Source organism: Bacillus sp. BP-3 (assembly GCF_028401955.1).
Lineage (GTDB): Bacteria > Bacillota > Bacilli > Bacillales > Bacillaceae_G > Bacillus_A.
Map to the genome: position 1 here is coordinate 179,691 of NZ_JAQOTJ010000003.1, position 13,238 is coordinate 192,928.

The window sequence follows — 13,238 nt, forward strand, 5'->3', positions numbered from 1 at the left end:
ATATGTTTAATTTACCGAAAATTCAATTAAGAGAACTGTCACTAAATGATATAGAAGATCGTTATGAATGGTCTTTAGATAAAGAAGTAACGAAGCATTTAGTTGTTCCAGAGCAATATCCACCATTTACACGGGAAGATACAAGAGGATGGATTGAAATGTGTATCAATCGAACAAATGGTTATGAACAAAGAGCAATTTGTTCCGAAGATGGTGTACATATTGGTTGGATAGATTTGAAAAATTTCGATAGAACAAATAAAAATGCAGAGCTCGGAATTGCCATTGGTGATAAACGATATTGGGGAAAAGGATACGGAATGGTTGCTCTATACGAAATGCTGGAAATTGGCTTTGAAGAGTTCGATTTAGAAAAAATTTGGCTTCGAGTAGATGCAGATAATACGAAGGCGATGAAAAGTTATGAAAGAGCTGGATTTGTATGTGAAGGATTAATGAGAAAAGATCGACTGAGACAAGGAGAGTTTATCGATCGTTATCGTTTTAGTATGTTAAGAGAAGAGTTTTTTGAAATTTTGCGGAGTGATAAAAATGCATTTTATCAAAAATAATAAAATATCTGATGAAGTAATAAATAGATGGCAGGATATATTTGTTCCTAGTGAAGACTATTTTTTCTTTGAAAAGAAGCCAGCATTTTTCAAGGTAGATGAGAGGAATGCAGTTCATATTCATTTAGATAGTGGAACAAGTTATGCGTAATTTAGAGCAAGATGGTCGCCTTATTATACATAAAAAAAGAAAGAAGCGTATTGAAAATATATAGATTTGATGAAGAAGTTGGAAAGAAAATAGGTGCTTTTTAGGAAAAAGGAGAAAAGTATGAGACAAGTACAGCTACTGGTTTGAGGGAGATTGTAACAGAAGAGAAGGTCTATCAGTAAATATGCCTATACTACAAAAGTAGCATATATATTATCCCTCTTTAAGTGGATTTTTTTACTTAGTATATCTTATACACTAGAAGTAAATAAACATTGTGAGGGATGCTATATGATTACACATTTTGCAGATATAGAATTACAAACATTATCTATTGAAGGCGTAAAACAAGTATATGCTGATATTCTGCAATTTTCGATTGCAAAGCAAACAGAAACGTACATTCAATTTCAAGTTACTCCTTTTACAACCATTAGCTTCAAAGAAATATTAGAACCAATTGCACCGACTCATTTTGCTTTTCAAGTACCGTACTCTTTGTTTGATGAAATCGCATTGTGGCTCACACAATCGGGTGTCCAAATTTTAAAAGATAAACAAGGAGAAAAAGTTACACATCATTCTAAGGTAAGTAAAGCCGTATATTTTAAAGACAGTGATGGAAATATTCTTGAGATTATTTCACACGAATATGTACAAGAAGACGTTTTACAAAGAAATGGTCCTTTGCAAGTTATGTATGTTCGGGAAGTCGGATTTCCAGTTCCGTCTGTTCCTATGTTTCGAAAATGGCTAAAACATACATTACAAATGAAGACGATGCATGATCAAGATATATTCAATTTTGTAATTGGAGGAACTGCACATGCTGTTGTTGTGAAAGAAGGAAGGCCGTGGATTCCAATTGATATGAGAGCATTAATGCCAACAATGAATATTACTTTTGGAACACCAGATTTAGAGTTTATACAAAATGTAAACAGTAAAGACCATACATTATATTTTAAGAAGCATTCTTATACTATTACGTTGAAACATGTACCAGAGTTTTTACACGCTATTCCGAAACAATTGCATTTACCATTATCTTTGTAAACTAAGGGGGAATTTAAAATGAAGGAAGCTGCTTTATATGCAGAGAAAAATAAGAATTGCTATATTTCAACTAATAAAGATTTGTTACAAATGGGTTAGAGTTATAAACTTATAGTGTAAATAGATTCTTTAGAAAATGGGTGATACATAGATGGCTCAAATATTAGTAATGGGTGGTACGCAGTTTGTCAGTGAAGCGTTAGCAAAGTTTTTCATTTTTAAAGGATATGAAGTAGATATTTTCACTAGAGGAACACGTGACATTGCGTATAAGGGAGTACGTACACATCTTAGAGGAGATCGAAATGTTCCCTTAGACATAAAGAAAAACATTTCAGATAAACAGTATGACTACATTTTTGATATTACAGCTTATCATAAAAATCATGTAAAAACATTGCTTGATAATATAGATAGAAGTAAATTAAAGCGATATGTACTGTGTAGTTCAGGAGCAGTATATGCCCCTTCTACTCAAGTGTTATTTGAAGATTTTGAGCGAGCAGAAAATTACAATTGGAGACAATATGGACTCGATAAAAATGAAGCAGAAGATTATTTATTTTCCTTACATAAACAAGAAGGATTTCCAATTACAATTTTTAGACCTTCGTATATTTATGGAGAAGGCAATAATCTGTATAGAGAGGCGTACATATTTGATCGCTTGACAAAAAAACTTGCTATTCCTATTCCAAAACATGTGGGTCCAGTGCAATTTGTGCATATTGATGATGTCGTTCGAGTGATGGAAAGTGTAATAGGATCAGAACAATCTATTGGACAAGCTTATAATTTGTCGTATCCAGAAGATATTACATGGAAGACACTCGTTGATACAGCAAGTAAAATAGTTGGAATAGAAGCACATACTATAGAAGTAGATGAAACAATATTAAATCTTGCCATTTCAACACGAAATTATTTTCCGTTTCGAAATGTTACTTACAGAATGAATATTGAAAAATTAAGTGCACATCATTTATATGTCCCACAACTTGATTTACAGGCCGGTCTACAAAAGGCGTATCATTTTTATCAAACTGAAAATGTTCAGTTAAGTGATGCAACTATGAATAAAGTTGATGAGGTACTTCGTATGTTTTCATTACAGAAGTAATAAAAACATAATGATGTTATGTAAATTAAATATCATTTTATAAATATAAAGGAAAAAGTCTAATTTTGTAGAACCTGTCTAAAGGCAGATTTATATTTTTATGTAAGAAAGGATGTAGCCGGATGATTAGAATGTTAACGGAAGTGGATGCAGAAGAATATTGGGATTTACGCTTAGAAGCATTGCAAAAAAATCCAGAAGCATATGTTACTACATATGAAGAAGCAATCAAGAAAGAAGAGCCAATTCAAGAAGTTATAAGAAATTTACAAGGGGAACATAGCTCTACATTTGGTGCTTTTGATGAGAATAATAAGTTAATAGGGGTTGTAACACTATTAACCGAATCAAGAGCAGCACTACGTCATAAGGGGCATATTGTTGGAATGTATGTAAGTGCTCAAAGTAGAGGAAGAGGATATGCACGTAACTTAATAGATGAAGTCGTGAAAAAAGCAAAGGGGTTAACTATCGAACAAATTAGCTTATCAGTCGTTTCAGATAATATTGCAGCAAAAAAATTATATCAATCAATTGGGTTTGAATCGTATGGTGTAGAAAAAAAGGCATTGAAAATGGGTGAAGTATATCGGGATGAAGAATTTATGGTATTATTTTTGTAAGAAGTGAAACTACGTAATGTTGGATTATATAAATCCATTTTCCGAAAAGAGTTAAATTGGTAGAACTACATGTTCGTATCCCGAAAAAACAGGAAAAAGAAAATCATATGGAACTGATTTTTACAGTTGGTATAAAAGAGATTACTGGAATTGCTCAAGTTGTGTTTAGAATTTTTCGCGATGATCAAGAAATTTTTGTGGCTCAACAAGGAATAGAATCTAATGACTCAGAACAATTTTATATCGTAACATTTCAAGCGATAGACACGAATGTAAAAGCTGGTTCTCATACGTATCGTGTAACTGCTGAAAATATTACTCAAAATACAACAGCAGAAGTTGTTGGGCCAATTTCTTTTAGCGCTTTAGCTATCGCACGCGAGCATGATTGTGACGATTAATATATAATGAGTACAAATGGAAGGCATCTTTACAGTGTTTAGGAGGGGGATTTCTTTTCCCGTCCTTTTTTGAATGAGATGATAAGAAAATTTATTCTTTACTTTTTATAGCTTCTTTTAGTATTGCAAGGGTCTGCTGTAACCATTCTATAGGTGTTATGTCTAAACTTTCGAAATGTATTCCATCTGCACAACGCTGAATGTAGTTATTTTTTTCTTTATCTTCATAATCGCTTTTAATAAAGTCAGTTAAAAAAATGATAGCGTATTTTACTATCTAATAGATTAACACAAGTTGCAATTATAGTTTTTATCTCATCTTCATCAAAAATTGTATTGTTATAAGGATCCATTCCATATAAAGGCTGCATATCAAAAGAAACTTTATTTCTAATATGATATAAATGGATTTGAAGTTCATCATTGAATTCAACACATTTTGATTTAAAATAAATACTATTCATATTTTTTCCAACGTAAAAGTCTAACCCCATATTATACTCCTCCTAATTTTCAGGAAACGCAGTTATTACATTTCCCTTCTTCTCAATAACTACTTTCAAAGTGTTAATAGGCCTTCCGTTAGTTTTAATACCGATAGGTTGTCTGAAAGTTTGTTCGAATATATATCCTTCTCTTCCAGAAGTATTAGGCTTAACTAACACACCAATTCCCTTTAATGTACTATCTATTCCTGCCCTAATATCAAAGTTAGAGTTAAATTTTGATTTGTTTGCATAAGCTCGATTATTGCTATTACTTCCATGCTTTTCTAAAATATGAGTAGTATATACTTTATTATTTAAAGTATAATTGTCAGTTACATCAAGCACTTCTTTAAGTTGGGAGTCTGGTTTTTTACTATCCTTGTACGGTCTTTTTACAACAGGAGTTCCTAGTAAAGAACAAACTATGCAATCTATTTTAGTTGCTATTTGTTCGGGTGTAATTGCAACTATTTTATTTTTTAAAGCAACTGATATGGTTAGAGGAGATATGCAAAAACTAGCTACCGTGGAAGTAACACAATCTATGGAAGTACTGTTTGCTGTTATTGGACAATTAGTTTTATTACAGTCTTCATTTCCTTCTATTTTATCTTGGTGTGGTATGTTTGTAATAATGTTAGGAATGATAGCGCATAGGTATGTTTCCCATAAGGGTGAAGTGGTACATAACCAAAATGTTAGTGCCTAAATGATGCTTTAAAATGTATATATGAAACCTGTTCAATTTAGTATAGGCAATTTTATTACTTTTTGAGAATGTATTACTATAAGTTTTATGTCAAAAATTGATTGGGTAAAAGAATATGAACAAAAGCCGATGCCCTTAATATATAGGGAAATCGGCCTTTTCTTTATAAAATTTTCCTTAGCGTACGCTAAGGAAATTTCAATCTTTTTGCAGACTGTGTAAGCTGCTAGTCGAGAAAGCTAATTTTTGGGTATAATAATAAAGAAATTTATCAATTTATAGTATCGGTTAGGAGCTCAGTAGATATGAAAACAGTTGTTGTAGTAGGTGGAGGTATTACGGGACTCTCTACTATGTTTTACTTAGAAAAATTTAAAAAGGATTACAATATAGATTTAAAATTGATCCTTGTAGAAAAAGAGGAATATTTAGGCGGAAAAATTCACAGTGTAAAAGAAAATGATTTTATTATGGAAACAGGAGCAGATTCAATTGTTGCTCGAAATGAAAATGTGATGCCTCTTGTAAAAGAACTCAATCTAGAAGATGATATGATATTTAACGAAACTGGGATTTCTTACATTTATTCAGAGAATACGTTACATCCTATTCCCGCTGATACAGTATTTGGAATCCCTACAAGTGTAGAGTCATTGTTTAACAGTACGTTAGTCTCAACGAAAGGGAAAATTATTGCACTGAAAGATTTTATTACTAAAAACAAAGGCTTTACGAAAGATACATCGCTTGCTTTATTTTTAGAAAGCTTTTTAGGAAAAGAATTAGTTGAGAAGCAAATTTCTCCTGTCCTTTCAGGGGTATATTCTGGTAAATTAAATGAACTTACAATGGCATCTACATTACCATATTTACTTGATTATAAAAATAAATACGGCAGTATTATTAAAGGGTTTGAAGTGAACAAAAAACAATTCCAGGCAGCTGGAAATAAAAAGTTTTTATCGTTCAAAGGAGGACTTTCTACGATTGTTAATCGGTTAGAAGAGGTGTTGACTGAGACGGAAATACGAAAAGGAGTAACAACGACGAATGTAAGTAGAGTCGGTAATGGGTATGAAGTTTCTTTTTCGAATCGAGAGAAACTAAAAGCGGATTATATTGTTTTAGCTGCTCCTCACGATATTGCACAAGCAGTATTAAATTCTGCCGAATTAAACAGTGATTTCAATAAATTCAAAAATTCATCTCTTATTAGTATTTATTTAGGATTTGAAATACCTGATAATCAATTACCGGCAGATGGGACAGGCTTTATTGTTTTAGAAAATGGTAATTTATATTGTGATGCATGTACATGGACAAGCAGGAAATGGAAGCATACATCAAATAAACAAAACTTATTAGTAAGAATGTTTTATAAAAGTTCAAATCCAGAGTATGAAAAGATTAAAAATAATAGTAAAGAAGAATTCATTCAATTTGCTTTATCTGATATTAAAAAAAGTCTTGGAATTCAGGGTGAACCGCAGATTGTTGAAGTTACAAACTGGAAAGACTTAATGCCAAATTATCATTTAGAACATAATCAGGCAGTTCAATCTTTGAATGAGAAATTGTCAGCTGCTTTTCCAAATGTTTACTTAGCTGGCGCTTCATATTATGGTGTAGGCATTGGGGCTTGCATAGGGAATGGAAAGAATACGGCAGATAAGATTATGAAAGCATTACATAATTGCTCGGAGTAATGCGGGAGATAAACTGCCCGTAAAAGCCCGAGTGGTGAGGGCTAATAATCAGTGGGGGATGAAGAACCCCACTGATTAAGGTTTCACTTTATATTTTTGATAAAATCCTCCTCTAGTATAAGAGGAGGATTTCGTACGTTGTTGTACCTATATAAACCCATTTTAATTTTTCGATATATAAGCCGCAGTAATGCAAAATGTAACATGACCTACACTCACTTTTTCCTTTTGTTTTAATGGAAACAGGGCCTACCTATTTCTATACGTGGTCAAATGCTATCGTCCCCTGAAAAGAAAGGAGGTTTTATGTCGTTTTTTAAAAATTGTATATAAGTGGGTTCTTTCAAGTTTACTTAATAAGTCTATTAATGTAAAAGATGATCCACAAAAATTAGCAACAGTTGAAGCGACGCAATCTGGTGAAATATTATTCGCGCTATGTCACGAATTAATATTATTATCAGCACCGTTTCCATCAACCTTGTCTTAGATTGGAATGAGCCTTGTTATCGCAGGAATGATTTTACATAGTTTTGCGGCGGTTATGGAGAAAAAAGAGGAGGAAATATCAGCATGAGAGGATGATCTTTTAGAATCATCTTTTTTGTTTTTCAAGGGAGAAATTATGAATGATAAAAGGTAGCTCCTTTTCTAGATTAAAAATTAAGAAAAATATGATAATATATAAATGGAAGATAAAAGAAATTTCATTAAAAGGTATAGGGGATTTGTTATGAAAATAAACGATATAATTGCTAAAACAAAAGTGCCAAGCACAATTCATACACTTGCAAGTGATTTACGAGAATTAGGTGTTACAGAAGGAATGAATGTTATTGTACACTCTTCACTTAGTTCGATTGGTTGGATAAGCGGAGGGGCTTTGGCGGTAGTAGAGGCTTTAATGGAAGTAGTTACAGAAGAAGGAACAATTATGATGCCGACTCAAACGAGTGATCTATCTGATCCAAAAAATTGGCAAATGCCACCTGTTCCAGAAAGTTGGTGGAAAATTATTCGAGACAATGAACCACCGTTTCATCCAGAAACAACACCAACACGAAGTATGGGGAAAGTGGTGGAGTGTTTTCGTACATATCCGAATACAAAAAGAAGTAATCATCCGTTACATAGCTTTGCAGCATGGGGGAAACATGCAAAACAAATGATTGATGGACACAACCTTGCTCCTAGTTTTGGAGAACAGTCACCTTTGGGGAAAATGTATGATTTAGATGGATATATATTATTAATAGGAGTAGATCATGATTCAAATACATCACTTCATTTATCTGAAGTTCGTTCGCAATATCGAGAAAAAGTTCAAGTTGGAGCACCGATTATTGAGAATGGAGTTCGTGTATGGAAAGAGTATGAGGAATTTGACTATGATTCTGATGATTTTGAGTCATTAGGAAAAGCATATGATGAAACCGGATCAGTTATATTTGGGAAAATAGGGAACGCATCATGTAAATTAATGAAGCAACGAGAAGCGGTTGACTTTGGAACGGAATGGTTTTTAACACAAAAGCAAACGAAGCAAATATGTAACTAAAGGATGGAGAACATGAAGGGGAAAAAAGTACTGATAACAAGTGGCGGCTGTTTAGAAAAATGGGATGAAGTACGTGGGCATACGAATTTATCGACTGGAAGAATGGGAAGGTTTCTTGCTGAAGAAGCATTGAAGGCCGGGGCTTCTGTTATATATTTACATGGTTACTTTGCAGAAAAACCTGAAGAGGCTAATAACCTTTCTTCTCATTGTTTTGAAGGAATTATCGATTTACAAGATAAAATGAAGCAAATTATTACAAGGGAAAAAGTAGATATTGTAATTATGGCGGCAGCTGGATCGGATTGGGTTGTTGATAAAATTGTTGATCAAGAAGGAAATGTTATGGATAAGCTAGGGAAGTTATCAAGCGATATACCGCCAATTATTCATTTTAAGAAAGCTCCAAAAGTATTAGCACAAATTAAACAATGGGATCCGGGTGTTATGTTAGTCGGATTTAAATTAGAGAGCGGTATAAGTCAACAAGAGTTAATAACGAGAGCACAAATCAGAATGGAAGGTGCACAAGCAGATTTTATGGTTGCGAATGCTTCTAACGCACTATACACCTTTGAAACAAATCACTATATTATTACTAGAGATGGTGAAGTTCAAGTGTGTCCGGGAAAAGCAAATACAGCTAGAAGTCTTATCAGTAAACTTGCGATGATTGATTCTGAAAAAGAACAAGTTGTTATTCATTAATGAGTGTTAAGAAAGAATACATATTGTAGGGTGAGAAGATGGAAAATCTATTGAAGAAAGCAATTCAATTACGCAATGAGAATAAATTCGCTCAATCAAGAGAGATATTATTAAGTTTAACAAACTTTACTCAAAATCCAGAAATCTTGTATCAATGCGCATGTACACACGATACTATGGGGATGGAAACGGAAGCCGTTTCTTATTACGAGAAAGCTATTGAACTAGGTTTAGAAGGAGAAAGTTTGCGAGGTGCTTATATCGGTTTAGGAAGTACATATCGCTGTATTGGAGAGTATGAGAAAGCGATTGCTACATTAGAAGAAGGAATCAAACTGTATCCGGATGATGACGCTATGAAAGTATTTTTATCCATTGCAAAGTACAATGTACAATCTCATGAAGATGCGATGAAACTGCTGCTAGAAGTGGTAGTGAAAACGGAAGGTGTAAAGAACTATGAAAGAGCAATTATATTTTACAAAGATCATTTAAATGAAATTTTCAAATAGAAAGAATAGAAAGGGATGATTACATGAATCATACTATATCGAAGAAACGATGCTTAATTTGGTTCGCTATTACGAGTTTGATTATCCTTTCGAATATTCTCCTTTATGCACTACCTATAATGTCGCCTTTACCAAACCGAGTAGCACTTGCTTCTCTATTTGATTTTATACTTACTATTCCAATCGTTACTTACATACTGATTATAAGAAAGCGATATTCACTAAAATATATTTTTCCTGTGATATTTGCAGGTTATGTGGCTGCAAGATTTATTATTCCTAATCAGTATTTTGAATCTTATTCGTTTATCACATATATAGTAATAGCTGGGGAAATTGCATTTCTTTGCTTAGAGCTGTATCTTTTTTACAAAATAGCAAGAAAACTACCTGCGATTGTTCGTTCTTATAAGAAATACAAGCTTGCGTATCCATCTTTTTCATATGCAATCGATAGAGCTGTATACGATTCCGTTTTCAAAAATGTCGCTGTGAATGTATTGTTATCAGAGTGTAAGCTGTTTTATTACGCGTTATTTTCTTGGTGTAAAAAAATACCTGCAGGTTCAGGAATGTTTACATATCATAAAAAAACAGGTGTAATTGCATTTAATATTATGCTCATACATGCAACTTTAATTGAATCAATCGGTTTTCATTATTTTCTTCATCAATGGAATCCGCTTGTAGCATGGATTTTGCTAATTTTAAATATTTACGCTGTGATATTTTTCTTAGCAGAAATACAAGCAATTCGTTTATGTCCATATGTTGTAACTGATAAAGAGCTTATTCTACAAGTTGGGTTGACGAAACAGCTTATCGTCCCATTTTGTAAGATTCAAAGCATACGTCATAATAAAGGAGCATTACCTTCTGAAATTGAACAAAAACAAATTTTTGATGCGACAGTAAACGAGTTTATGAAAGAACCAGCAAAACTCGAAATCGTATTGGTAAAGCCAATGCAGGCAACTATGTTTTATGGGTTTCAAAAAACAGTAACAAGGGTTCACATCAATGTGGATGATGAGAGAGCGTTCTATGATACCGTTATGAATAAAGTTCAAGAGACAATCAGTTGTCAATCATAAAAGCTGACCATACAAGAATCCTTACCAGCCGAACATTTAATCTTTCAGCAGGTAAGGATTCTTTAGTAATACTTATTTTTTCGGAATAACGACAAATGCATTTGGAAGATATCGCATCCCTACAGACGTTTCGGTTGCCGGTTTTAATTGTAGCTTTCCTTTATAAATCATAGTTGTGGAACCTCCGCCGTCTAGGGCAAACGCATCTATACATCCGTATTTTTTGAAAAGGGAAACCATATCTCTCATGGAAGCTCCGCGATGGTTTTTGTTCCAATAGAACCTTCCGTCTGTTACAATCATGATGACATTCCCCTCAGTATCTTGTCCGATGCCTGTTCGTGGTGCCCAGCCAAAGGCTTCCTCAACTTGATCAGTCACCATATTTTTCCCGTCTACAATCAACTGCGGTCCGAATGCAACGGCCTGTGTTACGTTCATATGCTTTAATTCATTTATAGAATACATACCTGTAATGAATTGTCCTTTTTTGGTGAATCCACAAACAAGATTACGTGTATCTTGACTAAATCCAGGCTCTGAACGAATTATTCCATCAGATAGTGCGATTCCAATAATTTGTCCACCACGCCCAACACCTCCTGGATCTATAAAGCCTCCTGCATTGATACCTGCAATAGCTTCATTTTGTTCAATGAGATCAGATAACGGTTGTCCTTGATCGTGATATTTCGTACTTACTAAATGAATGGTAGTTGGGTCATTTACTTTCATTACCTTTGCTGTGAAATGCGGATCTTCAATGGTCTCTACAGTTACAGAAAAAGGTTGTTTTTTACGAGAAAATAAACCATTAAGAAGCTTTGATTTTTGTGTTGGGGGTGCATAAATAGCAGTTTGTAGTTGATGAATCTCGTCTTTCGACAGGAGTAATCTTGCAAATTGTGGATGTTGTGATGACAGAATAGAGCCTCCTATCATTTCACGCAGTTTGTGACCGGAATTTGTAGCATACAACCAAATTACTCCTCCTGTAAGAACAATGAGAGTGATTATACTTATTTTTTTAATACCCTTTTTTATCCGATTCTTCATATGACTACCTACTTTTTTCTTAGTATGTCACATTTGTTATTTCTCAACACAATAAAATAACCGGCATGTACAAAGCTCGCCGGTTTTCATCGTAAAGAATTGAAAATTATGATAAAATGAAAGAGTAACTCATGGTCAGAGTGGTTGTTTTGTTATCACTTCTCTAAGTGTTGGGGGGTGATAAATTGAGTGAACTTTCGTTGCTTTTGCAAGGCGGTCTTTTTCTCGTTGCATTGCTAACGTTTGTTGTGTTATTAATCGACAAGCTCAAAAAATAACAACCCACTCTACGCCAATAGAAGGTGGGTTGTTTAATTCATGAGAAACAAATAGGATAATGAATAATCCACTCTGCTGAGTTATATGGGACTAGTGTGTTGCCGCACGCTAGTCTTTTTTTATTTATATGCTAATTTAGTTTATTTATGTGATTGTATCGCTCTTTTCATTGTTATTATAGCACAATCTTGTTTATATAAAAAAGGAGAGCGTACGTTCTTCTTTTTGGAAACATATCGATTATTTTTTAAGATTGAATTCCGTTTGCTGGCTTGAATAATCCATTCATATATTCTTTTAAACTTTTTCTATAAAACATTTGGTTGACTGCATCATTTATACCAACAATTGGTGACGGAAGATTGTATCTTTTTTTCGATAAATGAACAACGACATCAAAAACATCAAAGAGGCGAATAAAGCAAAATAATCCATCTTTGTCGCTTAATAAAATGAAATAGTGGTTTTCACAATCGGTATTTAATGTGTTCCATAATGAACTTTTGCTTAACTCTCGTACAATATTTCTTTCTTTTAATTCAATGAAATCTATGTTAGATAAAATGTTAGAAATAACAACTGCATCGGGATCGTGAAAATAACCATCTATTGTATGTACAGCAAACAAGTAAGCCATTTTCAATAAACTCATCTTATATTTGCGGTTATCAAGGAGTAATTCACGTTGAATAGAACCCGCAACTTTTGTTACTCGCTCTTCTTTCCAAATTTCATCATGAAGTGAGATATCGTGTCTTTTACATAGTTTCATAATGAGAGAATTTGAAAATCGTAACTCAGCACTATCCGGTTCTTCATTTGCATATTCTTCTTCATTATATATATCAAGAAGAAGAGGAGAATCAATTTGATGTTTAAGTTGATCTATTTTATACTGTATTAATTTATGGCTAATTAATAGACGATCAATACTTGCTATTTCGTTTTCATGGCATGTTTCACACACCGTGTTGATATAATAATATCCACATAACACTTCTGGAATTACATATTGTTCTATACATTGTTTATCATTTCTACAAATACTGCATATTGGCATAGTTATCACCTTTTAGTTGCAAATTTTTATCTTGCTATGTACGGACAATAAAACCCTCACCTCAAGAATTTGAGATACGCAAAGGAGATAGAGAGGGAATAACTGCCTGTAAAAATTCGTTTGGTTCAACTAATAATCAGCAGGG

16 protein-coding genes and 2 pseudogenes are annotated in these 13,238 nt (G+C 33.4%); 14 read left to right on the plus strand and 4 right to left on the minus strand.

The genetic code is table 11. The annotated features are described in order from the left end of the window. The first annotated feature begins 2 nt into the window (after positions 1–2). From PLX19_RS06340 to PLX19_RS06365, 6 genes are all read left to right on the plus strand, one after another. Positions 3–572 carry a GNAT family N-acetyltransferase gene (locus PLX19_RS06340; protein WP_272187658.1) on the plus strand — a complete coding sequence of 190 codons (570 nt, stop codon included), beginning with the start codon at positions 3–5 and terminating at the stop codon, positions 570–572. Continuing rightward, positions 553–723, plus strand: a complete 171-nt coding sequence (locus PLX19_RS06345; RefSeq protein WP_272187659.1) for a hypothetical protein — start codon at positions 553–555, stop codon at positions 721–723. The genes PLX19_RS06340 and PLX19_RS06345 overlap by 20 nt, the downstream gene beginning before the upstream one ends. Positions 724–1,014: 291 nt before the next feature. Then, on the plus strand, positions 1,015–1,779 hold the full coding sequence (locus PLX19_RS06350; RefSeq protein ID WP_272187660.1) for a VOC family protein: 765 nt from the start codon (positions 1,015–1,017) through the stop codon (positions 1,777–1,779). Between the two features lie 151 nt (positions 1,780–1,930). After that, positions 1,931–2,899, plus strand: coding sequence for an NAD-dependent epimerase/dehydratase family protein (locus PLX19_RS06355; RefSeq protein ID WP_272187661.1), 969 nt, complete (start codon positions 1,931–1,933; stop codon positions 2,897–2,899). 122 nt (positions 2,900–3,021) lie between these two features. Beyond that, positions 3,022–3,522: a GNAT family N-acetyltransferase gene (locus PLX19_RS06360; RefSeq protein WP_272187662.1), complete on the plus strand. Its 501-nt coding sequence runs from the start codon at positions 3,022–3,024 to the stop codon at positions 3,520–3,522. 56 nt (positions 3,523–3,578) lie between these two features. Next, positions 3,579–3,923 (plus strand): exosporium protein C, encoded by a 345-nt coding sequence (locus tag PLX19_RS06365; protein WP_272187663.1) that lies wholly within the window; start codon positions 3,579–3,581, stop codon positions 3,921–3,923. Positions 3,924–4,168: 245 nt separating this feature from the next. On the opposite strand, the gene PLX19_RS06370 is transcribed toward PLX19_RS06365, so the two are convergent. Together PLX19_RS06370 and PLX19_RS06375 are read right to left on the minus strand one after the other, a co-directional pair. Further along, complete coding sequence (locus tag PLX19_RS06370) at positions 4,169–4,417, minus strand: hypothetical protein (protein ID WP_272187664.1); 249 nt, start codon at positions 4,415–4,417, stop codon at positions 4,169–4,171. A gap of 12 nt (positions 4,418–4,429) precedes the next feature. Beyond that, positions 4,430–4,756 carry a hypothetical protein gene (locus PLX19_RS06375; protein ID WP_272187665.1) on the minus strand — a complete coding sequence of 109 codons (327 nt, stop codon included), beginning with the start codon at positions 4,754–4,756 and terminating at the stop codon, positions 4,430–4,432. Positions 4,757–4,772: 16 nt separating this feature from the next. Between PLX19_RS06375 and PLX19_RS06380 the strand changes: the two are divergent. The 7 genes and pseudogenes from PLX19_RS06380 to PLX19_RS06410 all read left to right on the plus strand — a co-directional run. Then, positions 4,773–5,120: pseudogene (locus tag PLX19_RS06380) on the plus strand (multidrug resistance efflux transporter family protein); the annotation flags it as partial. A gap of 305 nt (positions 5,121–5,425) precedes the next feature. After that, positions 5,426–6,826 carry a protoporphyrinogen oxidase gene (locus tag PLX19_RS06385; RefSeq protein ID WP_272187666.1) on the plus strand — a complete coding sequence of 467 codons (1,401 nt, stop codon included), beginning with the start codon at positions 5,426–5,428 and terminating at the stop codon, positions 6,824–6,826. Positions 6,827–7,196: 370 nt separating this feature from the next. Further along, a pseudogene (locus PLX19_RS06390) lies at positions 7,197–7,403 on the plus strand (multidrug resistance efflux transporter family protein); the annotation flags it as partial. Between the two features lie 156 nt (positions 7,404–7,559). Then, entirely contained in the window at positions 7,560–8,384 is an 825-nt protein-coding gene (locus PLX19_RS06395; RefSeq protein ID WP_272187667.1) for an aminoglycoside N(3)-acetyltransferase, read from the plus strand. Positions 8,385–8,396: 12 nt separating this feature from the next. Continuing rightward, positions 8,397–9,092 (plus strand): phosphopantothenoylcysteine decarboxylase domain-containing protein, encoded by a 696-nt coding sequence (locus PLX19_RS06400; RefSeq protein WP_272187668.1) that lies wholly within the window; start codon positions 8,397–8,399, stop codon positions 9,090–9,092. A gap of 38 nt (positions 9,093–9,130) precedes the next feature. Next, positions 9,131–9,604 (plus strand): tetratricopeptide repeat protein, encoded by a 474-nt coding sequence (locus tag PLX19_RS06405; protein WP_272187669.1) that lies wholly within the window; start codon positions 9,131–9,133, stop codon positions 9,602–9,604. 23 nt (positions 9,605–9,627) lie between these two features. After that, a complete protein-coding gene (locus tag PLX19_RS06410; RefSeq protein ID WP_272187671.1) occupies positions 9,628–10,698 on the plus strand; it encodes a hypothetical protein in 1,071 nt (356 codons plus the stop codon). Positions 10,699–10,770: 72 nt separating this feature from the next. On the opposite strand, the gene PLX19_RS06415 is transcribed toward PLX19_RS06410, so the two are convergent. Then, entirely contained in the window at positions 10,771–11,754 is a 984-nt protein-coding gene (locus tag PLX19_RS06415; RefSeq protein WP_272187672.1) for a phosphodiester glycosidase family protein, read from the minus strand. A gap of 185 nt (positions 11,755–11,939) precedes the next feature. On the opposite strand from PLX19_RS06415, the gene PLX19_RS06420 reads away from it, so the two are divergent. Continuing rightward, positions 11,940–12,032: a putative holin-like toxin gene (locus PLX19_RS06420; protein ID WP_090996886.1), complete on the plus strand. Its 93-nt coding sequence runs from the start codon at positions 11,940–11,942 to the stop codon at positions 12,030–12,032. Positions 12,033–12,280: 248 nt separating this feature from the next. Here PLX19_RS06420 and PLX19_RS06425 read toward each other — a convergent pair whose 3' ends face one another. Next, a complete protein-coding gene (locus tag PLX19_RS06425; RefSeq protein WP_272187673.1) occupies positions 12,281–13,093 on the minus strand; it encodes an HNH endonuclease in 813 nt (270 codons plus the stop codon). Positions 13,094–13,238 lie beyond the last annotated feature (145 nt).